The sequence below is a fragment of the Saccharopolyspora gloriosae genome, from assembly GCF_022828475.1.
GTDB lineage: Bacteria > Actinomycetota > Actinomycetes > Mycobacteriales > Pseudonocardiaceae > Saccharopolyspora_C > Saccharopolyspora_C gloriosae_A.
The window spans coordinates 5,571,106-5,593,850 of sequence record NZ_CP059557.1; the positions used below are offsets into that span (position 1 = coordinate 5,571,106).

A 22,745-nucleotide genomic window follows, 5' to 3' on the forward strand; every position below is an offset into this window, starting at 1 on the left:
CTCGCCGCCGGAACCGGATGCGATGCCGCCGCGACGGTTCGCCGAGCTCTGGGGCCACCGGTCGAACCGCACCGGCGACCTCGATCACTGCTCCGGCGGATAGCCCTCGGGGTGGCCGAGCTGGTCGTAGAGACGGCCTTCGCGCATGCGCTTCGCGACGTCGTGTCGCAGGTACAGCATGTAGCCCCACACCGCCGCGAACAGCAGTCCCATGATGCCCACGGCGGGGTGCACCAGGTAGCAGGCGATCATCGCGACCTGCAGCACCAGCGCGAACCCGAGCCCCCACGGCTTCCGCTGGGTGAACCCGGCGATCAGCATGAGCACGGTGAGCACGCCGACCACGGCGAACCCGATGCCGGTGACGCCGCCGCCGAACTGCCACACGACGGGCAGCGCGAGTCCGAAGGTGATGAACTCCATCACCAGCGTGCCCGCCATGATGCCGCGCAGACCCTTCCACGGGTCGCGCACGCCTTCGGGCGCGGTGGGCAGCGACCAGAAGGACGCGTGGTCGGATCCGGACTCGGTCACAGTGGCTCCTTGCCGAACAGTGCTCGCCCCTCACCGGCGGTCACCACGGACCCGGTGATCACCACGCCACCACCGGAAACGGTGTCGGAGTCGCCGGTGGTCTCCTCCGCCATCTGGATGGCGGTTTCCACGGCGTCGTCCAAGCGCTGTTCCACGACGATGCGGTCCGGGCCGAAGATGTCCTTGGCCAGGGCGGCGAGCTCGTCGGGGTCCATCGCCCGCGGCGAGGAATTCTTGGTGAGCACGACTTCTTCCACGACGGGTTCGAGTTCCCGCAGCACTCCGCGCACGTCCTTGTCGGCCAGCACGCTGATCACCGCTACGAGGCGGCGGAAGGAGAACTCGGAGCTCAACGCGTCCGCGAGGGCGCGGGCGCCGTGCGGGTTGTGCGCGGCGTCGACGAGCACCGCCGGGGCGGCGCGGACCCGTTCCAGGCGACCGGGCGTGATCACGCCGGCGAACGCCTCCTGGACGGCTTCGACGTCGAGCTGCTGTTCGGCGCCCGCACCGAAGAACGCCTCGACGGTCGCGAGCGCCAGCGCGGCGTTGCGAGCTTGATGTTCTCCGTGCAGCGGCAGGAAGACCTCGTCGTAAACGCCGCCGAGACCCTGCAGCCGCAGCATCTGCCCGCCGACGGCGACGGTCCGCGAGAGCACGCCGAACTCGTTGCCTTCGCGGGCCACGGTCGCGTCGACCTCGGCGATCCGCTCCATGATCGGGGTCTGCACTTCGGCGGTCTGCGCGGCGAGCACCACCACCGAGTCCGGCTTGATGATCCCGGCCTTCTCCCGGGCGATGCCCGCGAGGTCGGTGCCGAGGTAGTCGGCGTGGTCCAGCGCGATCGGGCACAGCACCGCGATGTGCGCGTCGGCGACGTTCGTGGCGTCCCAGCCACCGCCGAGCCCGACTTCCAGCACGGCCGCCTCGACCGGGGCGTCGGCGAACGCGGCGAACGCCATCCCGGTCAGCACCTCGAACTTCGACATCTTCACGTCGTGGTTGGAGTCCACGATGGAGACGTACGGCGCGATGTCGCGGTAGGCCTCGACGTAGGCCTCCGGGCTGATCGGCTTGCCGTCGACGCTGATGCGCTCGGTGGCCAGCTGCAGGTGCGGGCTCGTGTAGCGGCCGACGCGCAACCCGATGCGGGTGAGCAGCGCGTCCACCATCCGGGAGACGGACGACTTCCCGTTCGTGCCACCGATGTGCACGACCTGGTAGTTGCGCTGCGGATCGGCCAGCAGGTCGGTGAGCGCCCTGATCCGATCCAGCGACGGCTCGATCTTCGTCTCCGGCCAGCGCTCGTTGAGCTCGGCCTCCACCACGCGCAGCTCGTGCAGCGCACCGGACTCGGTGCCGGACAACTGGCACACTCCCCTACCCCGACGACAAACGTCCAGCTCAAGTCTACGTCGGAGGGTGCACACTCCCGGCCCGCGCCCCGGGACGTTGTGAGTGAACGGCCTGTTCGCCCAATCCCGTTGGACGAACGGTCCGTTCACCTCAACCCGGCCCGGTGCCGTCGCGCAGGTGAGCGAAGTGGAGTGAACGGACCGTTCGCCCAATCCCCTTGGACGAACGGTCCGCTCACCTCAACCGCCCCGGGCGTCACAACGGGAGGTCGAAGCGTCCAACCTTGGCGTCGGCGAGGAACGCGCCCACGCCGGTCGGGCGAAGGCGACCACGGCGCCCGCGCGCTCTTTAGAGTCCCGGACACCGACCTCATCGGCCGTGATCCGCACTTCCACGCAGTTGTCGCTCGCAGCCGCACTCCTACTGCTCTGGAACCAGCCCGTATCCACTAGGTCTTCTCACAGCGCCGCTCGCGCTGGTCAACGGTTGAAACGCCCCGCCTTGGCATCGGCGAGGAACGCGCTCCAGGACGCTAACGGGAACGCGAACGCCGGACCCGAACGCTCCTTGGAGTCCCGGACGCCGACTTCATCGGTCGTGATCCGGACCTCCACGCAGTTGTCGCTTCCGCCGGAACTCTTGCCGCTCTTGAACCAACCGGTGTCCATCACGCCTCCTGCGAATGCCACCACGTGAAGATCAGCGATCGAAGCGTCCCGCCTTCACATCAGCGAGGAACGCGTCCCATGCCGGTGGTGCGAACGTGAACACTGCACCCGAACGTTCTTTGGAATCACGGACACCGATCCAGCGACCCCAGATCCGAACCTCGATGCAGTTGTCGCTGACTCCCGAACTTCTGGTGCTCTTGGTCCATCCGGCCTGAGTTCGTGACTGCGGCATCACGGCCCTACCTCCGACTGGTTCAGATCAGATCCGTCGAGCCACGCCTCCGTCTGCTTCGGCTAGAAGCTTCACCCGCGCGGAGTCAACGGTCCCAGCTTCGACTCGAGCCGCACACCGCCGACAGAGGAGCACGGGGATCCGTCTTGTGACCCAGTTGAGCGACTCGAACTATGAGTCATTGGGTTCCGGCCCGGAGTTGGAGCCTGAACGGCCCGTTCGACCAATCTCGTTGGACGAACGGGCCGTTCACTCAGAACCGCCTCACGCCGACGGCAGTGCCGCCAGGCGGGATTCGATGCGGGTGATGTCGGTCTGCGCCGTGTCGCGGCGGACCTTGATCTTCTCGACGACGTCAGCGGGGGCCTTGTCGGTGAAGGACGGGTTGCCGAGCTTCTTCTCGGTGCCCTCCAGCTCCTTGCGGGCCGCCGCGAGGTCCTTCTCCAGCCGCTTGCGCTCGGCGGCGATGTCGACCGCGCCGGACAGGTCCAGCTCGACCGCCACGTTCCCGCCGGTCAAACCGATCTCCAGCGACGCGGAGGACGTGAAGTCCTCCCCCGGCTCGTTGAGCTTCGTCAGCGACCGCACCGCGGGCAGGTGCCCGGACAGCTCCAGCTCGTCGAGTCCACCGAGGCGCGCGGCCACCCGCTGACCAGGCTTCAAGCCCTGGTCGGAGCGGAATCGGCGGATCTCGGTGATCAGCTTCTGGGCGGCCACGATGCGCTGCGCGGCACCCTCGTCCGCGGGCGTGCCCGCGGACTTCGGCCAGTCGGCGATGACCACGGACTCACGGCCGGTCAGCGTCGTCCACAGCGTCTCCGTGACGAACGGGATCGTCGGGTGCAGCAGGCGCAGCAGCACGTCGAGGACATAGCCGAGGACCTCGCGGGTGCGCTCGGCGCGCTCGCCGCCGCCGTCCATCTGCACCTTCGACAGCTCCACGTACCAGTCGCAGAACTCGTCCCAGGTGAAGTGGTAGAGCGCCTCGGTGGACTTCGCGAACTGGAAGTCCTCCAGCAGTTCGTCCACATCGGACGTGAGCTGGTCGGTGCGGTCCAGGATCCAGCGGTCCGCGTCGGTGAGGTCCGCGCGGTCCGGCAGCGCCGCGGGCACCCGGGCACCGTTCATCAGCGCGAACTTGGTGGCGTTGAACAGCTTCGTGCAGAAGCTGCGCGAACCCGCGACCCACTCCTCGCTGATCGGCGCGTCCGCACCCGGATTCGCCCCGCGCGCCAACGTGAACCGCAGCGCGTCGGTGCCGTAGTTGTCCATCCACTCCAGCGGATCGACCGTGTTGCCCGCCGACTTCGACATCTTCTTGCCGTGCGCGTCGCGGACCATGCCGTGCAACGCGATCACGTTGAACGGCGCCACGCCGTCCATCGCGTACAAGCCGAACATCATCATCCGGGCGACCCAGAAGAACAAGATGTCGTAACCCGTGACGAGCACGCTCGTCGGGTAGAACTTCGCCAGGTCGGCGGTCTGCTCCGGCCAGCCCATCGTGGAGAACGGCCACAGGCCCGAGGAGAACCACGTGTCGAGCACGTCCTCGTCCTGGCGCCAGCCGCCGCTCGAGGGCGGCTGCTCGTCGGGGCCGACGCACACGACCTCGCCGTTCGGGCCGTACCAGATCGGAATCCGGTGGCCCCACCACAACTGCCGCGAAATGGCCCAGTCGTGCAAGTTGTCGACCCAGTCGAAATAGCGCTTCGCCATCTCCGGCGGGTGCACGGCGACGCGGCCGTCGCGCACGGCGTCCCCGGCGGCCTGCGCCAGCGGGCCGACCTTGACGAACCACTGCAGCGACAGCCGCGGCTCGATCGGCTCCTTCGAGCGGGAGCTGTGCCCGACGCTGTGGGTGTACGGGCGCTTCTCGGCGACGATGCGGTCCTGGGCGCGCAGCGCCTCCCGCACGGCGACGCGGGCTTCGAAGCGGTCCATGCCGTCGAACTCGGTGCCGGTGTGGGCGATGCGGCCCTGCTCGTCCATGACGGTGAGCATCGGCAGGTCGTGGCGCTGCCCGATCTCGAAGTCGTTCGGGTCGTGCGCGGGCGTCACCTTCACCGCGCCGGTGCCGAACTCCGGGTCCACGTGCTCGTCGGCGACGACGAGGATGGTGCGGCCGGTCAGCGGCAGCTCGACCTGGGTGCCGACCAGGTTCCGGTAGCGCTCGTCGTCGGGATGCACCGCGATGGCGGTGTCGCCGAGCATCGTCTCCACCCGGGTCGTGGCCACGACGATCTCGGAGTCGCCGGAGCCGTAGCGCATCGAGACGAGTTCGCCCTCGACCTCGCGGTGCTCCACCTCGATGTCCGAGATCGCCGAGCGCATCGCGGGCGACCAGTTCACCAGGCGTTCCGCCCGGTAGATCAGGCCGTCGTCGAAGAGCTTCTTGAAGATCGTCTGAACCGCACGGGACAGTCCCGAGTCCATCGTGAAGCGCTCACGGCTCCAGTCGACGCTGTCCCCGAGGCGGCGCATCTGGGACAGGATCGAGCCGCCGTGCTGCTCCTTCCACTCCCACACCCGCTCCAGGAAATTCTCCCGGCCGAGCTCGCGGTGGTCGACGCCCTCCTCGCGGAGCTCGCGCTCCACGAGCGCCTGCACGGCGATGCTGGCGTGGTCCATGCCGGGCAGCCACAGCGCTTCGTAGCCCTGCATCCGGCGACGCCGCGTGAGCACGTCCATCAGGGTGTGCTCGAACGCGTGGCCGATGTGCAGGCTGCCGGTCACGTTCGGCGGCGGGATCACGATCGAGAACGGCGGCTTGTCGCTGGTCGCGTCGGCGGTGAAGTACTCGGCGGCTACCCAGCGCTGGTACAGCTCGGCCTCGACGTCGGCCGGGTTCCAGCTCGACGGAAGTTCACGGGGCTGTGCGGTCCCGGAGGAGGTCTCCGGGAGCGGGGCGCTGGTTTGTGTCACGCACCGATTCTACGAACCGCCTCCGGCGGACTTACCGGGCCTCACCTCCCGCGTTGGGCCACCCGTGTGAACCACGCCACTCGGGGAGTGCTGCCGTGACCGTGAAGGGGGACCCTGGTGACCATGTCGCGCAAAGCCCCCGAACAGGACATCGACGAGTCCGCGCTGTCCACGCACGATCCGAAGGACTCCGCCGCAGGCGTCAAGGCGGTGATGGTGTCGCTGCGCCGCAGCTGGGAACAGATGGGCGCGGGGCGCACCATCAAGACGTTGCCGCTGCTCAACCAGCGTTCCGGTTTCGACTGCCCCGGCTGCGCGTGGCCGGACCCGCGCGAGGCCGACGGGGACAAGCGCAGCGTCGCCGAGTTCTGCGAGAACGGCGCGAAAGCCGTCGCCGAGGAAGCCACCACCCGCCGAGTCGACGCGGAATTCTTCGCGCGCCATTCGGTCGACGAGCTCGCGGACAAGTCGGAGTACTGGCTCGGGCAGCAGGGGCGCCTGACCCAGCCGATGATCAAGCGTTCCGGCGACGCGCATTACCGGCCGATCGACTGGGACGCGGCACTCGACGTCGTCGCCGAGGGCTTGCGCGGCCTGGACTCCCCCGATGAGGCCGCCTTCTACACCTCCGGGCGCACCAGCAACGAGGCCGCGTTCCTCTACCAGCTGATGGTGCGCAGCTTCGGCACGAACAACCTGCCGGACTGCTCGAACATGTGCCACGAGTCCTCCGGCTCGGCGCTGACCGAGACCATCGGCATCGGCAAGGGATCAGTCTCGCTATCCGATGTGGAGCATTCGGACCTGGTGCTGGTGGTGGGCCAGAACCCCGGCACCAACCACCCTCGGATGCTGTCGACCTTGGAGAAGGTCAAGCGGCACGGCGGCAAGATCATCGCGGTGAACCCGCTACCCGAGGCCGGTCTGATGCGGTTCAAGAACCCGCAGAACGCCCGCGGCGTCGTCGGCAAGGGCACCCCGCTGTGCGACGAGTTCGCGCAGATCCGCATCGGCGGTGACCTCGCGCTGTTCAAGGCGCTGACCGGGCTGCTGGTGCAGGCCGAGCAGGACGCGCCGGGCACCGTGCTCGACCGCGAGTTCATCGAGCAGCACGCGCACGGCTTCGAGGAATTCGCCGCGCAGGCACCCGACATCGACTGGGACGCCACGCTCGAAGCGACCGGGCTGACCCGCGAGCAGATCGAGAAGATCGCGCGGATGCTCATCGAGTCCGAGCGCACCGTGATCTGCTGGGCGATGGGCCTCACCCAGCAGAAGAAGGCCGTGCCGACCATCCGGGAAGCCGTGAACCTGCTGCTGCTGCGCGGCATGATCGGCAAGCCCGGCGCCGGCGTGTGCCCGGTCCGCGGCCACTCCAACGTGCAAGGCGACCGGACGATGGGCATCTGGGAGAAGATGCCGGAGGCGTTCATGGACGCCATGGAATCCGAGTTCGGCATCCCGATGCCGCGCAAGCACGGCTTCGACACCGTCGACGCGCTGCGCGCCATGCAGACCGGCGGGGTGAAGGCGTTCTTCGCGGTGGGCGGCAACTTCGTGTCCGCGACGCCGGACACCGCAGGCACCGAGCGCTCGCTGCGCAGCTGCGACCTGACCGTGCAGGTCTCCACCAAGCTGAACCGCTCGCACGCGGTGACCGGCGACACGGCGCTGATCCTGCCGACGCTGGGCCGCACCGAGCGCGACACCCAGGAGTCCGGCGCGCAGTTCGTCACCGTCGAGGACTCGATGTCGGTGGTGCACGCCTCCCGCGGCAGGCTCGAACCCGCGTCCGGGACCTTGCTGTCCGAGGTCGCTATCGTGTCCCGGCTCGCCCGGAAACTGCTCGGCGACGAGCACCCCGTCCAGTGGGAGGAGTTCGAGCGCGACTACGACGCGGTGCGCGAGCACATCGCCGCCGTCGTGCCGGGCTGCGAGGACTACAACGCCAAGGTCCGCGAACCGGACGGTTTTGTGCTGCCGCACCCGCCGCGCGACAGCCGCACCTTCACCACCACAACGGGCAAGGCGAACTTCACGGTCAACGCGGCGGAACCGCTGCGCGTCCCGGAAGGCAGGCTGCTGCTGCAGACGCTGCGCAGCCACGATCAGTACAACACCACGATCTACGGGCTCTCGGACCGCTACCGCGGCATCGAGGACGCCCGCCGCGTGGTCATGGTCAACGAGAAGGACATCGCCGCGCTCGGGTTCGCCGACGGCGACCTGGTGGACCTCGTCTCCGAGTGGCCCGGCGAGCCCGGCCCGGACGGTGAGTCCACTGTGGAGGAACGGCGGGCGGAGCGGTTCCGCATCGTCGCCTACCCCACGGCTCGCGACTGCGCCGCCGCCTACTACCCGGAGGCGAACCCGCTGGTGCCGCTGGGCGCGGTTGCGGAGAAGTCCAACACCCCGGTCTCCAAGGCCGTCGTCATCCGCCTGGACCGGGTGACCGACTGAGCTCGTTGCGCGCGACGGCACCGGTAGGCCGGTGCCACCGCACGAGCAGGCTCGGGAAGGGATCGGCACGGGCGGGGCGCGCGTTCGAGGTCACCGCCCGTGCCGATCTGGCCTGGTCCTCGTCCCGCGAGGGGACACTGTGCCGCGGCACGACGACCAGGCCGGAATCCGATGCCCCAGCAACTCGCTCAGGGCACCGGTCGTGCGGCGGGCGGGACGCGGAAGCGTCGCGACGCACCACGGGCATGGACGAGCGGGCGGCCGCGACATCTCCGCGATCAGCACGACCCGGCCGCACAGCGCCCGATACCGCCCCTGGCGCCCGGCCAAACCCTCGGCCATCTCGGCCTCGCCCACGAAGTGGTCGCGACCATCGTGGACGCTGGTCATCCGGGTCGGCCGGTCACCTCGTCGCCACATGACCACAGCATCGGCGCGAGTTCGCCGGCACAACAGAGAACACTCCGGGGCAACCCGGGGAAGCTCGAATCACAACAGAAACCCCTGGTGGATTCGGCGGTCGGCGTACCCGCCGGGGCCGTTCAGGGCAACTTAGGGCAAGATCGGCGACTGTACGGAATTGAGTGGATACACTCTGTATCCGTTGGGAGGCTGATCAACATGTCCCGCACCGCCCACGACCGGGTCCGCCCGGAACGCAATGAGCGGCTGCGCCGCGCCCGCGAGGCACTTCCATCGCGCCTGGCTCCCGGAGAACCCCTCTCCCGCGCCGAGCTGGCCGATGCCGTCAACCGCTACCTGCTGGAAACGACCGGCAAGCGCTACGCCCTGAACGCGCACCACATCGCCAAGTGGGAACGCGGAGCGGTGCGCTGGCCGACCGCCGCCTACCGCGCCGCGTTGCGCGCGGTGCTGGGTGCGGCGGACGACACCGTCCTCGGATTCCGGTCCAGAAACCGAAATCCGGCCCCGCCGGTGATTCCGAGCATCGGGATCCCCACCACCAGCGTCGATGCGATCCGGGTCGTGTCGGCCTCGTTCCAGTCCGCCGACCGCCGCGTCGGCGGCGGCAACCTCTACGAGACCGTCCGGCACTACTTCAACACCGTCGTCATGCCGCTGGTGAAACTGAAGCAGGACGACGCGGAGGTGCTCTCGGCCGCGGCCTCGATGCTCGAACTGGCGGGCTGGATGGCCCACGACAGCGGCAACGACGTTCCCGCGCGGGAGCACTTCCTCACCGCCTACCGGCTCGCCGCCGCGGCGTCCAACCACGCCTTGGTCGCGAACGTGTGCGCGTCCCTGTCGCACCTGGCCACCGAGATGCGCCAGGCGAAGGCCGCCGCGGACTACGCGCTCAACGGGCTCACCCACACCATGAACACCGAAGGCACCGGCCGCCTCGTGACCCGGCTGCACGCGCTGCACGCCAGGGCGCTGGCGCAGCAAGGCGACCGGACCGGCACCGAGCGCCACCTCGCCTACGCCCAGGAAGGCCTGGCCCGCGCCGACGCCGCCTGCCACTGGATCGCCCCGTTCGACCGCGCGTCCCTGGCCAGCGAGACCACCGAATGCTGGCGCAGCCTCGGTGACCTGCGCCGCGGTGAACTGCACGCCCGCGAAGCCGTGCAGCTGCGGCCCCCGGATCGAGTGCGCAGCCGGGCGCTGAGCCTGCTTTCGCTGGCCCAGGTGCTGTCCGACACCGGCCGCTACGACGAGGCCGCGGACACCGGGAACACCGTGCTCGCCGAAGCGAGCGCGCTGTCCTCCGCGCGAGTGCACGGCAAGCTCGACGACCTGGCGAGCTCGCTGCTGCCGCACCACCGAGTTCCCGGCGTGGCCGAGTTCTTCGCGGCGCGCGCCGCGATCCCGCTCCGCGAGTCGGCCTGAGGAGGTCTTGCTGCACCCGTCCGGCACGCACTACGCGCACCTCGCGCAAGGAAACGCCCGGCAAGCTCGCAAGCGAGTCGCCGCCGACGTGCTGCTGCGCGACCGGCACGACCACGTGCTGCTGGTGGACCCGAGCTACAAGGACCACTGGGACCTGCCCGGCGGGATGACCGAAGCCAATGAATCACCCCGTCGCGCCGCGGTGCGCGAAGTGAACGAGGAACTGGGCGTCCAGGTGTCGGTCGGCCGCCCACTGCTGATCGACTGGGTCCGCCCGCACGGCCCGTGGGACGACCACCTGCTGTTCATCTTCGACGGAGGACGGCTGCCGCCGGAGCGGGCCGAGGCACTGCGCGTCTCGGATCCGGAGATCACCCGGTTCCGGTTCGTCGCATCCGCACAGGCCAGAACGATGCTGCGCCCCGACATGTACGACCGCCTGCGACGAGCCCAAGACGCCCTCCACTCCGACGGCACGTCCTACGTCGAGTGACCCACCGGTCGGCCCCGCTCGCGCGCTGAGCGAACGACTGCGCCGGGTGCCGAGGCCGGAGAAGGGACCTCGGAGGTTCGGACTCGGCGCCGCGAACCGGCACCGGCGGACACCGCACGGGAGCGGCCCTACCCGGCCGACTCCGGGGGCCGGCCGAAGTCGGCGGGATGGTCGTGGAGGCAGGCCCAGGGATCGGCCTTCCTCGCCAACCGGCGCGGCAGGTTCGCCAATCCGTAGGAATGCGGAGTCATCCTGGACAACTCGGCGAAATCCAGCGGTGTCGCGGCAGGCGCCCCCTCACGTGCCCGCAGCGAATACGGGGCGATCATCGTCTGCCCGTAGGCGTTCCGGCCGACGTCGAGGAAAATGCGATCCCCGCGACGATCCTTGCGCTGCTCGGTGGTCAACCGGTCCGGGCTGTCCCGGGCCGCGTCCTGCGCCATTTCCCGCACCGCCGCGCGGACCTCGTCGAAACCGCGCCGCGCGGCCAGTGGTGCCACCACGTGGAAGCCCTTGCCCCCGGTGGCCTGCACGTGCGGATCCAGCCCGGCGTCGGTGAACCGGTCCCGGAATTCGCGCACCACGGCGCGGAGCCCGCCCACGTCCGAGCCGGGCGGCGGATCAAGATCGACCACGACCAGCACCGGCCGGTCCGGATCGTCCACCGGCGCCAATCCCACGTGGAACTCCAAGCACGCCTGCGTTGCCAGGTAGACCAAGGTGGGCGCGTCGTCGCAGACGACGTGGTGCACCGGCGCCGCCGAACCGCGCTGCGGGACGGACTCCCTGCGCACCCACTCCGGGAAGTGACGCGAAGCCTCCTTCTGGAAGAAGCCCTCCGAGGCCACTCCGTCCGGAAAACGTCGCAATGTCAACGGTTTCCCGCGCACGTGCGGGAGCATCCGGTCGGCGACCCGGCGGAAGTGGTCGGCGACCTCCCGCTTGCGGTGGCCTTCGCGGGGATACAGCACCTTGTCCGGGTGGGTGAGCTCGAAGCGACGACCCTCGACCTCCCGAAGCTCCGCGTCGGTCACCGCGTTCAGCGCTCCCGGTCCTCGTCGGCGGCCACGTCCGCGTTGGTGCGGCCGCTGAGCACCGACTCCGGTCGGCCGCGCGCCGGATCAGCGCGCCGATCGGCGTCCTCGTCGTCCACCTTCACCAGCAGCCACTGCTCACGACCGCGCATCGGAGTCCGGGTCAACGCGAAAGCACCCGTGAGCTTCGCGCCCTCCAGCCGCACCTTCACGTGCCCGCGTTCGAGTGCCTCGTCCATGTCGATCGGCTCACCGCGATGCTCGGTCAAGTTCCGGTACGGCCCGGTGTCCCACACGACGACGGAGCCCGCCCCGTAACCCTCCGGGATGACACCTTCGAAGGACGCGTAGTCCAACGGATGGTCCTCGGTGGGCGTGGCGAGCCGCTTCTGTCCCGGGTCGGTCGACGGCCCCTTCGGCACTGCCCACGATTTGAGGACGTCACCGACCTCCAGCCGGAAGTCGAAGTGCGACGTCGACGCCTCGTGGCGCTGCACCACGAACCGCGAACGCGCTCCGGCGGCCCCGCCTGAAGGTTCGCCTGACTTCGCCAGGTCCCGCTTGTCCCGGTACTCGCCGAGCCCGTCTCGCGCCATGCCGCAGCCGTACCCGGCGAGCGCGCCGACCACACCCGCCGCACGGATCTCAGGTGATCAGCTGCACTGCCAGAGGAAGCGACCTTGTCCGGTGGACTCGTCGAGGAAGGCGTAGCCGACTCCCGCGTCACCGAAGTTCACGTCGAACGGCAGGTCGCCCGTGCTGTCGAACTGTCCGATGAACCGGAACGGCTCGCCGGGCGATTCGTCGCCCTGCAACCACTGCGGCGAGCCGAACAACCTGGTGGCGAAGTCGTCCACGTCGACCTCGCCGTCGAACGGTTCCGTCTCCACCCGGTGGTCCGGGCCGAACGTCGGCCCCTTCGCGATGGTCGCGACCGGGTAGAAGTCGGCGGGCTCGCCGGGCTGCGCGAAGAACGCGTTCTCGCCGCTGTCCGGCTCGAACGTGTCCACCACGTCCTCGTAGTCCTCCGGGTAGTCCTCCGTCAGGAACAGGTACGCCAGCCGCACCTGCTCACCCGGCAACCGGATCTGCCCGAGGAAGCGCATCGGCCTGCCGAGGGCCGCGGACATCGGCCACGCCGGGGACTCCAGCCACACCGGCTGGCCGCCGAACTTCGTGACGGGTTCCTGGATGGGCGCGTCCGACTCGACGAAGCGGAGGCTCTGGCGTGAGGGTGCACTGCTGTCGGACATCAAGTTCCTTGCTGTTGCCGGCCGGGTTTCGCGGGCGCACCGTCCAGGACGCGCACATCCGGGTTTCCGGGCGAGACCCTAGCGACCCGCACCGACCGAACCGGAACGTTCCGCACAGGCTCACCGACCTCGCACCCGAATGGAGCAGCCTCGCGCGATCAACGGCGGCGAAGCCCGCTGCACCGATCCGACCACACCGGATCCCGACGGCCGCAACCACCCGGAAAACGGGGCCATCGAAGAAAACCACCGCGCTCACCGGCGGGTTCGGCAGGCGGCGCATACTGGTCCACGGGCATCCGAGCAGCGCCGACCCAGGAGGCCACGATGGGACGAGTCACCGTACGCCGACCAGTGCTCCGCGTGACCGAGAACGGTTCCCGCACCCGACCGGACACCCTCGCGGCCGAAGAGCCGCTGGAGATCCGCATCGACGGCCGGGCGTTGTCCGTCACGATGCGCACGCCCGGCAACGACATCGAACTCGCCCACGGGTTCCTGCTCACCGAGAACGTCATCGCCGACAAGGAAGACCTGCGCGGCGCCCGCTACTGCGACAGTCCCGGACCGGACGGGCGCAACACCTACAACGTGCTCGACGTGCTGCTCGCGCCTGGCGTCGAACCGCCCGACACGTCGATCGAGCGCAACTTCTACACCACCTCGTCCTGCGGGGTGTGCGGGAAGGCCGCCTTGGACTCGGTGCGCCTGAGCACCCGGCACTCCCCCGCGCACGACCCGCTGCTGATCAGCCCCGAGACGCTCGCGGACCTGCCGGACCAGCTGCGCGCCGCGCAGAAGGTGTTCGACTCCACCGGCGGCCTGCACGGTGCCGCGCTGTTCGACGCCGCGGGAGGGCTGCTGGTGTGCCGGGAGGACGTGGGGCGGCACAACGCCGTCGACAAGGTGCTCGGCTGGGCCGTGCTGGAACGCCGAGTGCCGCTGGCCGGCTGCGTGCTGATGGTCTCCGGGCGTGCCTCGTTCGAGCTGGTGCAGAAGGCCGCCATGGCGGGAATCCCCGCGCTCGCCGCGGTCTCCGCACCATCCTCACTGGCGGTGGAGCTCGCCGACGAGCAGGGCATGACCCTGGTGGGATTCCTGCGCGGCCACTCCATGAACGTCTACTCCGGCGCGCACCGCATCACCGAACCCGCCGCGACCCCCGTCTCCTGAACCTCCGGCCGGTTCCCCGTCAGCCGTGGTCGGCGGGGTTCGGCGCGTAGCCGCCGACGAAATCCACCACCTCGGGCAGCGCCAACCGGTAGTAACGGCTGTTGTGGCCGCCGGGAGTGCGCACCGAGGCCACCTCCGGGTCGGCTTTGCGCACGAACTGGCGGGTGCCCGTGATGAACCGGTCCCGGGTGCCGCACCACACGCCCAGCGGCACGTCCCCCAACTCGGCGATGTGCCGCATCGGGTCGATCGCGCTCCACTCGCTCTCGTCGACGAACGCGCGTCGCCGCGCCATCTCCGGCCAGCTGGTGATCAGTGCGGGAGACACCACCGCCGTCGCGCGAACCGGGCTGCTCAGCTCGTTGCGGCGCCGCGTGTAGAGCAGCGCACCGAACCCGCCCATCGAAATGCCCGCCACCGCGAACGGCTGGCCGTCGCTCCCGCCGATTCCCCGCTCCGCCAGCCAGCGCGGCACCTCGTCCAGCAACATCCACATCGGATCGTCACCGGAACGCTGGTGCCAATAGCTGTTGCCGCCCCCGTCGACGGCGAGGATCGCGAACGGCGGCACTTTGCCTGCCTTGACGGACGCGGTGAGCCATGCGGGCACCCCGCCGGAGGATCGGCGGGCGTCACCGAACCGGCCGTGCAGCAGCAGGCACACCGGGATCCCGTCGCGGGGCACTCCGCTCGGATACATCATGACCAGGTCGACTTCGCGGTTGCGCGCCTGCGAATGCACCGTCTCGACCGACACGTTGCTCTGCTTCGCCAGCGGAACGGGTTGTGGCTGCAGCAGTGCGCCGCCGGAGTCGCTGCTCAGCCCCAGCCCCAGCGCACCCGCTCCGACCAGGCCGGAAGTGAGCATGGTGCGCCTGTTCGGCATCGGGACGTTTCGCGGTTCCCCGCGCTGCATGGCACCTCCGCTTCGTCTCCCCGACCGTTAATCGTGCCAACGCTCACCGGCGCTACCGGAAAGCCCCCCTGCACCACCGAGGAGCTCACCGAACCCGAACCGGGCGGCCGTGCGGTGACGGTCCGTGCCGCCCGCACGACGGTCACCACCCGGGACGGGCCGTCAACGCGCGCCCTCCGGCACCGGCGACCAGCCGGCCGTGTGCGGAGCCGAATCGAACCGGTCGGCCACCGGCACCGAGCCGTACAACGCCCAGCGCAGCAGCGCGGGCCACGGCCCGTAACCCGCCGCCGTGTCCAATCCCCGGCCGTCGGCGAGAACATCGAGCTCGACCCGCAACCGGTGCGCCAGCGCATGCGCCGCGCACACCGACGACTCCGGGTCGTCCGCGCCCACGACGATCCGGGTCGGACCACCCGCCTCGCGCAGCGCGGGCGCGTCCGGAACCTCCGCCTCACAGTCCCGGCCGCTGATCGGCCGGTGCCACCAGCAGCACCCGATCCGCCCGGCGGGCTACGTCGGCCGCCGACCGCCGCTCCCCCGATGCAGCGGCGTACTCGTCCAGGGTAGCGGCATGTCGCAGCCACAGTCCCGCGCCGCAGCGGTGGGCGACGACCGCCAGCTCCGCTTCCGGAGGTATTCGGGCCAATCGCGCGCGCAGCGCGGCGAGCGGATCGGCTGAGTCCGCGGAACCGGGACAGCAGGTCACGACCGCATTCGAATCGGGCAACCGCGCGGCCAGCCACTGCTGCCAGTGCCACGGACCGGAATCCGAGTCGCCCGGCACCAGCAGCACGTGCAGCTCGCTCATCGGTCCACTCCCTGGACATGCTCGAATCGGACGACTCTCCTACGAGCATGATCATGCATGGGCGCGGATACCGCTGACGAAATCGTGGATCACCGCCGAAAGCTCACCCACCGGCGGGACGACCGGATGCTCCCCCGCAGCGTCACGCTCATCATTCCGCGCTCGGGCACCGGCCGAAAAAACCGCCGCCGCCCCGGAACGGGACGGCGGCAGCTCATCAGGCGGACTTCTCGCGGCGCTCCCGCCGAGTGTTCTGCCTGGCGACGATCGTGGGATTGACGTTCTCCCGGACCGTCTGCTCGGTGATGACGACCTTGGCGACGTCGGTGCGGCTGGGGATGTCGTACATCACCGGCAGCAGCACCTCCTCCAAGATCGCGCGCAGGCCACGGGCACCCGTGCCGCGCAGGATGGCCTGGTCGGCGACCGCCTCCAACGCCGTGCGGGTGAACTCCAGCTCGACGTTGTCCATCTCGAACAGCCGCTTGTACTGCTTGATCAGCGCGTTGCGCGGCTCGGTGAGGATCTGCACCAGCGACGGCTTGTCCAGGTTCGTCACGCTGGCCACCGTGGGCAGCCGGCCGATGAACTCGGGAATCAGCCCGAACTTGATGAGGTCCTCGGGCAGCACCTCGGAGAACCGGTCCGCGGAGTTCGCCTCCTCCTTCGAGCGCAGCTGCGCGCCGAAACCGACGCTGGCCTTGCCCACCCGGTCCTCAACGATCTTCTCCAGCCCGGCGAACGCGCCGGCCACGATGAACAGCACGTTCGTCGTGTCGATCTGGATGAACTCCTGGTGGGGGTGCTTGCGGCCGCCCTGCGGGGGCACGCTCGCCGTGGTGCCTTCCAGGATCTTCAGCAGCGCCTGCTGCACGCCCTCACCGGAGACATCGCGGGTGATCGACGGGTTCTCGCTCTTGCGGGCGATCTTGTCGACCTCGTCGATGTAGATGATGCCCGTCTCGGCGCGCTTCACGTCGTAATCGGCGGCCTGGATGAGCTTCAGCAGGATGTTCTCGACATCCTCACCGACATAGCCCGCCTCGGTCAGCGCGGTGGCGTCGGCGATCGCGAACGGCACGTTGAGCATCTTCGCCAACGTCTGCGCCAGGTAGGTCTTCCCACAGCCAGTGGGGCCGAGCATCAGGATGTTCGACTTCGCGAGCTCGACGTTCTCCTCGCGGCTGTCCCGCGTGCGCTCGCCCATCTGGATGCGCTTGTAGTGGTTGTAGACCGCTACCGACAGGTTGCGCTTCGCCGGATCCTGCCCGATGACGTACTGGTCCAGGAACTCGTGGATCTCCGTCGGCTTCGGCAGCTCATCGAGCTTGACCTCACCGGCTTCGGCCAGTTCCTCTTCGATGATCTCGTTGCAGAGATCGATGCACTCATCGCAGATGTACACGCCGGGGCCGGCGATGAGTTTTTTCACCTGCTTCTGGCTCTTCCCGCAGAAGGAGCACTTCAGCAGGTCGCCGCCGTCACCGATACGTGCCATGACCGCTGACCCCGTCCCCTCCGGCACGCCATCCGGTGACGTGCCTGACCGTATGTGCTCGTACCGACGGTACCTGCCGCTCCCCGGATTCGGGGAGACTCACAGACTCCGCTACCTGCCAGTCTCCGGCATGCACCGGGCGCGGTGGCCGTCGAGGCCACTGCCCGGCGTGTCGCGAACACCCGGCGTGCCGCCCGCACAAGCATCCCATTTTTCGGGAATGCCTCCGCGACCGGCTTTCACCAGGCGCTTTTCAGATCAACAAGCTCTTCCGCGCAGCAGAGCCGCACCGCGGCGGCATTCGACCGCCGCGTCGTCCCGCGGACCGGTATCACCGCGGATTCCCCACGGCCCTCTCGCGAGGGACGCCACTTCGCCCGGCTTCACCACCGCTGCAGAAGTGGATCCCGCGACGAGAGGGCCGCTGAGGTCCGCATTCCGGCCCGCCACAAGGCGAGATCAGGACTGGGCGGAGAGCTTGCGGTAGGGAAGGACCTCGTCCACGATCCCGTACTCCTGGGCCTGCTGAGCGGTCAGGATCTTGTCGCGCTCGACGTCCTGGCGGACCTGGTCCTTGTCCTTGCCGGTGTGCGTGGCGAGGGTGGACTCCATCAGCTCCCGCATCCGCTGCACCTCGTTGGCCTGGATCTCCAAGTCGGAGACCTGGCCGTAGATGCCCTCGGTCGACGGCTGGTGGATGAGGATCCGCGAGTTCGGCAGCGCGAGCCGCTTGCCCTTCGTGCCCGCGGCCAGGATGACGGCCGCGGCCGAAGCGGCCTGGCCGAGGCAGATCGTGCGCACGTCCGGGCGGACGTACTGGATGGTGTCGTAGATCGCCATGAGGGCGGTGAACGAACCACCCGGCGAGTTGATGTAGATCTGGATCTCACGATCCGGATCGTCGGACTCCAGGAACAGCAGCTGCGCCATCACGTCGTTGGCCGACGCGTCGTCGACCTGGACGCCGAGGAAGACGATGCGCTCCTCGAACAGCTTGTTGTACGGGTTCGACTCCTTCACCCCGTACGCGGTGCGCTCAACGAAGGAGGGCAGCACGTACCGGGACTGCGGAAGCTGGAATGAGCTCACGACAGGTGACTCCTCGTTACTAGGTCCGGGCGCGCGGTCAGCTGGGCAGGTTGGCTGCGGTGGCGACGTGGTCCACGAAGCCGTACTCGCGGGCCTCCTCGGCGGTGAACCAGCGGTCCCGGTCGGAGTCGGCCGTGATCTTCTCCACCGTCTGGCCGGTCTGCTCCGCGATCAGCTCCGCCATCTCCCGCTTGTGCTTGGAGAACACCTCGGCCTGAATCGCGATGTCGGAGGCCGTACCGCCGAGACCCGCCGACGGCTGGTGCATCATGATCCGCGCGTGCGGCAGCGTGAAGCGCTTTCCGCGCGCACCCGCCGAGAGCAGGAACTGGCCCATCGACGCCGCGAAGCCCATCGCCACGGTGGCCACGTCCGGCTTGATCAGCTGCATGGTGTCGTAGATCGCCATGCCCGCGGTGACCGAACCGCCCGGCGAGTTGATGTAGAGCGAGATGTCCCGCTCCGAGTCCTCGGCCGCCAGCAGGATCAGCTGCGAGCAGATCTGGTTGGCGATGCCGTCCTCGACCTGGGAGCCGAGGACGATGATCCGCTCCCGCAGCAAGCGCTCGTAAACCGAGTCGTTGAGCGAGAGCCCGTTCGTCGACCGCATGTGCGGCGTCGTGTCCGACGCCGGAACAGTCAGGTGCTGCGTCACGTCTCCCCTGCCTTCTTCCACGATGAGGGCTTCCACAATGGATTCGGCCACACCGATCGCCGGCCGCCGAACCGCTGGGGATGCCTTGGCTTTTCCGTTTCCGGTGATCCGCTTGCAACCGACCCTAACGAACGTGGGCGGCACCAGCTTCCCGGTACCGCCCACGTTCGCTCAGAGCTTGTGCATTGCTCCCGCCGCTCGCAGATTCCTTCCGCTCACAGCGAAATCACCGCGAAAGAATCGTCACTCGGACTTCGCGGCCGCGGTGGAACCCGCGGTGTCGTCGTCCGCCGACTCGGGCTGCTCGACCTCGCCCTGCACGACTTCCGGAGCACCTTCGTCGTCCTGCGAACCGAACAGCTCGTCCAAGTCGAGCTCGCTACCGGATCCGTCGACCACGGTGGCCTGCCGCACGACCGAGAACAGCGCCTTGCTGCGCCGCACGTCGGCGTAGATCGCGCCGAGCTGGCCGGACTGCTGCGCCTGCTGGACGTACTGGTCCGGGCTCACTCCGAAGCGCTGGGCTTGGTAGATGATCCGCTCGGTCAGCTCGTTGTCGGAGACCGACACGTTCTCGGCGTCGGCGATCGTGTCCAGCACCAGCTGGGTGCGAACCGCCTTCTCCGCCTCCTCGCGAGTCTCCGCGTCGAACTGCTCGCGGGTCTGGTCCTGCGACTCCAGCCACTCCGCGAACTTGGCCTCGTCGTGGTCGAACGGGTGGATCGCGTCGTGCTCGCGCACGTCGATCTCGGACTTGACCACGTTCTCCGGCAGCGGGACCTCAACGGTCTCCAGCAGCGCCTCGAGGATCTTGTCCCGCGCCTGCATGCCCTGCTGCATCCGCTTGACGCGGGCCAGGCGCTCGCGCAGGTCGGCGAGCAGCTCCTCGGCCGTGTCGAACTCGCTGGCCATCTGGGCGAACTCGTCGTCCGCCTCCGGCAGGTGCCGTTCCTTGACGGTGTCCAGCGTGACGGTCACCTCGGCGTCGCGATCCGCGTACTCGCCGGCCACCAGCTTGGTGGTGAAGGTGTTGGTGTCACCCGCCGACGCGCCGATCAGCGCGTCGTCGATGCCCTCGATGAGCTGGCCGGAACCGATCTCGTAAGACAGGCCGCTGGTGCGCGCTTCCTCGACGTCCTCGCCGTCGACCGTGGCCGACAGGTCGATGCTGACGAAGTCGCCCTGCTGGGCCGGGCGCTCCACGCCGGTCAGCGTGCCGAAGCGGGCGCGCAGCTCGTCGAGCTGCTCCTGCACCTCGTCCTCGGACGTCTCGACGTCGTCCACCGACACGGACAGCTCACCGAACGCCGGAATGGTGATCTCCGGGCGCACATCGACCTCGGCGGTGAACTCGATCTGGTCCCCGTCCTCGATCTTGGTGACCTCGATCTCCGGACGGCCGAGGGTGCGGACCTCGGTGCCGTTGATGGCCTCCATGTACTTCGCCGGAACCGCCTCGTTGACGACCTCGTCGAGCACGGGACCGCGGCCGATGCGGCTCTCCAGCACGCGGGCGGGAACCTTGCCCGGCCGGAAGCCCGGAATGCGGACCTGGTTGGCGAGTGCCTTGTACGCGCGGTCGAAGTTCGGCTTGAGCTCGTCGAACGGCACCTCGACGTTGATCCGTACGCGCGTCGGGCTCAGGTGCTCGACGGTGCTCTTCACGTGGTCTCCTAGTGCGAACGTGCTTCGGACCCCGGCGGTGCCGGCGGGAGCGCCACCCCACATCGGGTGCACTCCGGCGACGCCGGGCTGACCTCCGAGTCTATTGCCCAGGCGAGACCGAGGCCGGGCCGGGGTTGCCTCAGCGCGGCCCACCCGCCGAGAACACCGCCTCACCGACCACATCGGCCGCGCCGCCCACGGCGGGCGCGGCCGCCGAGCCCAGCGGCGTCGGAATCACCGCCGTCCCGATCCCCACCGTCGGTGGAACGATCCTCGGACCGGGGCCGTCCACGAACAACGAGACCCCGATCAGCAGCACCACCGCGAACGTCAACAGCACCCCCACCAGCAAAGCGGGGAGCCGGACTCGTCGCGCGACCCGCGACATAGCAACGTGAACGTGCACGACCGCGAAATCGACCGGCCACTGCTCACCGTTACCGAATGCGGAACGAATCACCCGCGAGGATCACGTTGCGTGATCTCGAGGGGCGGCCCCTCGAACGCAAAAAGGAGGCGCGGCCGACGACCACGCCTCCCGAAGGACCGTCGGGGTGGCGGGATTTGAACCCACGACCCCTCGCACCCAAAGCGAGTGCGCTACCAAACTGCGCCACACCCCGTCCCACCTGCGACGCACCCAAACCACCCGGGTGCGTTGCGAAGAGCCTATCGCGACCCGTTAAGCTAGGGCACGCAAGGTCGGAAACACCCGCTGCGGCAACGTCGCGGAACGTTCTGATCAGGCATGCGGGCGTAGCTCAATGGTAGAGCCCCAGTCTTCCAAACTGGCTACGCGGGTTCGATTCCCGTCGCCCGCTCCGTGTCGGGGAGAGCTGTGCCGGATCTTTGATCCTGGCCGCTCTCCCCTTCGCATTTCCGTACGGGGGCCGAGCCCCTGTGAACCCCACGGTGCGGTCGCGGCTGAAGTGGGGAGCGGTGAGTTTTCCTTGGTCCTGGCCTGGGCAACGGGTTGTTCTGTTCGGGCAGAGCTGGGGCGGAGCCGAGCCCCCATGAACCCCGTGAATCCCGTGGTGCCATCGCGCCTGAAGTGGGGGCGGTGAGTCTTCTTTGGTCCAGGCCTGGGCAACGGGTTGTTCTGTTCGGGCAGAGCTGGGGCGGAGCCGAGCCCCATGAACCCCGTGGTGCCATCGCGCCTGAAATGGGGGCGGTGAGTCTTCCTTGGTCCCGGCCTGGGCAACGGGCCGTTCTGTTCGGGCAGAGCTGGGGCGGGACCGAGCCCCCATGAACGGGGCCGAGCCCCGTAGACCTCGTGGTGCGGTCGCGTCTGAAGTAGGTGGTGGTGGGGCTTCCTTGTTCTCGGGATGGGCGACGGGCTGCTTGTTGGGGAGGGCTGGGGCGGGGGCTAGCCCATGAGGCCCGTGAGCGCGTGGGGCGGTCGCGGCTGAAGTGGGGCGATGGGGTCTTTTTGTTTTCGGGCTGGGTGTCGGGGTTTTGGGCTGGTTTTGGTTATGGGGGTGTGGAGTGGGTGGGGGTGTTGAGGGCTGCGAGGACTCCTAGGGCTGTTTTGATCGGGTCGAGGAGCAGGGGGGTGTTTTGGGGCGGGGTGGTTGTTTCTACTGCTGAGCAGCCGTTTATCACTGCGGTTGCTCCGGCGGTTCGGGCCTTGTGCAGGGCTGGGCGCAATGCCTGCTCCCAGCGGGCCGGGTCGGTGATGTCGTGGACGTCGAGGTCGAGGACCGTCACCTCGTGGAACGAGTGCTGCCAGCCGTAATCGGTGATTCGGCGCTGGAGTTCGGTGGCGATCGCGGCATTGCGGGTGACCGCGCTGATCCGGTGGCCCGCGGCCACGGCGGCGCCGGCGGTCAGGCGGAGCAGGCCCAATGCGGGACGTCCGCCGATCGTGCCGCCGTGGGGCGGGACCGCCGGATCCAGGACGCAGTCCGGGAGGACGGCGTCGCAGTCGGGTGCCGCGGCGAGCGCCTCCGCGACGAGCTCCGTGGAACGCCGCACGTCCTGTTCGGTGTCGAGGGCGCGCGGACCGCCCGGAGGCAGATCGGACAGCACCACCCGCACTCCCGCGGGCGAGAGCGCGTCGTAGCGGGCCTGCCGCCGGGCGACCTCCTGGGCGCCGACGACGATCGGCGTGACGGCGTGCACGAGCATGGCGT

At 69.0% G+C, this 22,745-nt stretch carries 22 protein-coding genes and 2 tRNA genes; 5 read left to right on the plus strand and 19 right to left on the minus strand.

Features of this window, described 5'->3' with window-relative positions; translation table 11 throughout:
* Positions 1–84 precede the first annotated feature (84 nt).
* The 6 genes from H2Q94_RS24330 to H2Q94_RS24355 form a co-directional block, all read right to left on the minus strand.
* On the minus strand, positions 85–534 hold the full coding sequence (locus H2Q94_RS24330; RefSeq protein WP_243789492.1) for a DUF4233 domain-containing protein: 450 nt from the start codon (positions 532–534) through the stop codon (positions 85–87).
* Positions 531–1,898, minus strand: a complete 1,368-nt coding sequence (folC, locus tag H2Q94_RS24335) for a bifunctional tetrahydrofolate synthase/dihydrofolate synthase (RefSeq protein WP_243789493.1) — start codon at positions 1,896–1,898, stop codon at positions 531–533. Before folC ends, H2Q94_RS24330 begins: the two co-directional genes overlap by 4 nt.
* 228 nt (positions 1,899–2,126) lie before the next feature.
* Positions 2,127–2,336, minus strand: coding sequence for a DUF397 domain-containing protein (locus H2Q94_RS24340; RefSeq protein WP_258718627.1), 210 nt, complete (start codon positions 2,334–2,336; stop codon positions 2,127–2,129).
* A gap of 30 nt (positions 2,337–2,366) precedes the next feature.
* Positions 2,367–2,555, minus strand: a complete 189-nt coding sequence (locus H2Q94_RS24345; protein ID WP_243789494.1) for a DUF397 domain-containing protein — start codon at positions 2,553–2,555, stop codon at positions 2,367–2,369.
* A 31-nt stretch (positions 2,556–2,586) separates the two neighbouring features.
* Entirely contained in the window at positions 2,587–2,790 is a 204-nt protein-coding gene (locus H2Q94_RS24350) for a DUF397 domain-containing protein (protein ID WP_243789495.1), read from the minus strand.
* A 264-nt stretch (positions 2,791–3,054) separates the two neighbouring features.
* Entirely contained in the window at positions 3,055–5,715 is a 2,661-nt protein-coding gene (locus H2Q94_RS24355; protein WP_243789496.1) for a valine--tRNA ligase, read from the minus strand.
* A 123-nt stretch (positions 5,716–5,838) separates the two neighbouring features.
* On the opposite strand from H2Q94_RS24355, the gene H2Q94_RS24360 reads away from it, so the two are divergent.
* The 3 genes from H2Q94_RS24360 (at position 5,839) to H2Q94_RS24370 (ending at position 10,519) form a co-directional block, all read left to right on the plus strand.
* Positions 5,839–8,175 carry an FdhF/YdeP family oxidoreductase gene (locus H2Q94_RS24360; RefSeq protein WP_243789497.1) on the plus strand — a complete coding sequence of 779 codons (2,337 nt, stop codon included), beginning with the start codon at positions 5,839–5,841 and terminating at the stop codon, positions 8,173–8,175.
* Positions 8,176–8,796: 621 nt separating this feature from the next.
* The gene (locus tag H2Q94_RS24365) at positions 8,797–10,026 is read left to right on the plus strand and encodes a helix-turn-helix domain-containing protein (RefSeq protein WP_243789498.1); all 1,230 of its coding nucleotides are present in this window, start codon (positions 8,797–8,799) and stop codon (positions 10,024–10,026) included.
* A gap of 7 nt (positions 10,027–10,033) precedes the next feature.
* The gene (locus tag H2Q94_RS24370; protein WP_243789499.1) at positions 10,034–10,519 is read left to right on the plus strand and encodes an NUDIX domain-containing protein; all 486 of its coding nucleotides are present in this window, start codon (positions 10,034–10,036) and stop codon (positions 10,517–10,519) included.
* 128 nt (positions 10,520–10,647) lie between these two features.
* Here H2Q94_RS24370 and ligD read toward each other — a convergent pair whose 3' ends face one another.
* From ligD to H2Q94_RS24385, 3 genes are read right to left on the minus strand one after another with little or no spacing between them, the layout of a single operon-like run.
* The gene (gene ligD, locus H2Q94_RS24375) at positions 10,648–11,553 is read right to left on the minus strand and encodes a non-homologous end-joining DNA ligase (protein ID WP_243789500.1); all 906 of its coding nucleotides are present in this window, start codon (positions 11,551–11,553) and stop codon (positions 10,648–10,650) included.
* Between the two features lie 5 nt (positions 11,554–11,558).
* On the minus strand, positions 11,559–12,149 hold the full coding sequence (locus H2Q94_RS24380; protein ID WP_243789501.1) for a DNA polymerase ligase N-terminal domain-containing protein: 591 nt from the start codon (positions 12,147–12,149) through the stop codon (positions 11,559–11,561).
* A gap of 57 nt (positions 12,150–12,206) precedes the next feature.
* Positions 12,207–12,806 carry a YwqG family protein gene (locus tag H2Q94_RS24385; RefSeq protein ID WP_243789502.1) on the minus strand — a complete coding sequence of 200 codons (600 nt, stop codon included), beginning with the start codon at positions 12,804–12,806 and terminating at the stop codon, positions 12,207–12,209.
* Positions 12,807–13,133: 327 nt separating this feature from the next.
* Here H2Q94_RS24385 and fdhD point away from each other — a divergent pair, with 327 nt between their 5' ends.
* Positions 13,134–13,979: a formate dehydrogenase accessory sulfurtransferase FdhD gene (fdhD, locus tag H2Q94_RS24390; RefSeq protein WP_243789503.1), complete on the plus strand. Its 846-nt coding sequence runs from the start codon at positions 13,134–13,136 to the stop codon at positions 13,977–13,979.
* Positions 13,980–13,998: 19 nt separating this feature from the next.
* Here fdhD and H2Q94_RS24395 read toward each other — a convergent pair whose 3' ends face one another.
* The 9 genes from H2Q94_RS24395 to H2Q94_RS24435 all read right to left on the minus strand — a co-directional run bounded on the left by H2Q94_RS24395 (position 13,999) and on the right by H2Q94_RS24435 (position 21,236).
* Positions 13,999–14,895: an alpha/beta hydrolase gene (locus tag H2Q94_RS24395; RefSeq protein WP_243789504.1), complete on the minus strand. Its 897-nt coding sequence runs from the start codon at positions 14,893–14,895 to the stop codon at positions 13,999–14,001.
* A 162-nt stretch (positions 14,896–15,057) separates the two neighbouring features.
* Positions 15,058–15,291: an RBBP9/YdeN family alpha/beta hydrolase gene (locus tag H2Q94_RS24400; protein ID WP_243789505.1), complete on the minus strand. Its 234-nt coding sequence runs from the start codon at positions 15,289–15,291 to the stop codon at positions 15,058–15,060.
* Between the two features lie 58 nt (positions 15,292–15,349).
* Positions 15,350–15,706, minus strand: a complete 357-nt coding sequence (locus H2Q94_RS24405; protein WP_243789506.1) for an alpha/beta hydrolase — start codon at positions 15,704–15,706, stop codon at positions 15,350–15,352.
* A gap of 217 nt (positions 15,707–15,923) precedes the next feature.
* Positions 15,924–17,204 (minus strand): ATP-dependent Clp protease ATP-binding subunit ClpX, encoded by a 1,281-nt coding sequence (clpX, locus tag H2Q94_RS24410; RefSeq protein ID WP_184477635.1) that lies wholly within the window; start codon positions 17,202–17,204, stop codon positions 15,924–15,926.
* A gap of 459 nt (positions 17,205–17,663) precedes the next feature.
* On the minus strand, positions 17,664–18,293 hold the full coding sequence (locus H2Q94_RS24415; protein WP_243789507.1) for an ATP-dependent Clp protease proteolytic subunit: 630 nt from the start codon (positions 18,291–18,293) through the stop codon (positions 17,664–17,666).
* Between the two features lie 37 nt (positions 18,294–18,330).
* Positions 18,331–18,903, minus strand: a complete 573-nt coding sequence (locus H2Q94_RS24420; RefSeq protein WP_243789508.1) for an ATP-dependent Clp protease proteolytic subunit — start codon at positions 18,901–18,903, stop codon at positions 18,331–18,333.
* 288 nt (positions 18,904–19,191) lie between these two features.
* Positions 19,192–20,613: a trigger factor gene (gene tig / locus H2Q94_RS24425; RefSeq protein WP_243789509.1), complete on the minus strand. Its 1,422-nt coding sequence runs from the start codon at positions 20,611–20,613 to the stop codon at positions 19,192–19,194.
* Positions 20,614–20,752: 139 nt separating this feature from the next.
* Positions 20,753–20,953: a hypothetical protein gene (locus H2Q94_RS24430; protein WP_243789510.1), complete on the minus strand. Its 201-nt coding sequence runs from the start codon at positions 20,951–20,953 to the stop codon at positions 20,753–20,755.
* 209 nt (positions 20,954–21,162) lie between these two features.
* Positions 21,163–21,236 (minus strand) — tRNA-Pro (locus H2Q94_RS24435).
* 127 nt (positions 21,237–21,363) lie between these two features.
* Here H2Q94_RS24435 and H2Q94_RS24440 point away from each other — a divergent pair.
* Positions 21,364–21,434: transfer RNA gene (locus H2Q94_RS24440), tRNA-Gly, on the plus strand.
* 649 nt (positions 21,435–22,083) lie between these two features.
* Here the strand turns inward: H2Q94_RS24440 and H2Q94_RS24445 are convergent.
* Entirely contained in the window at positions 22,084–22,740 is a 657-nt protein-coding gene (locus H2Q94_RS24445; protein ID WP_243789511.1) for an aspartate/glutamate racemase family protein, read from the minus strand.
* Between the last annotated feature and the right edge of the window lie 5 nt (positions 22,741–22,745).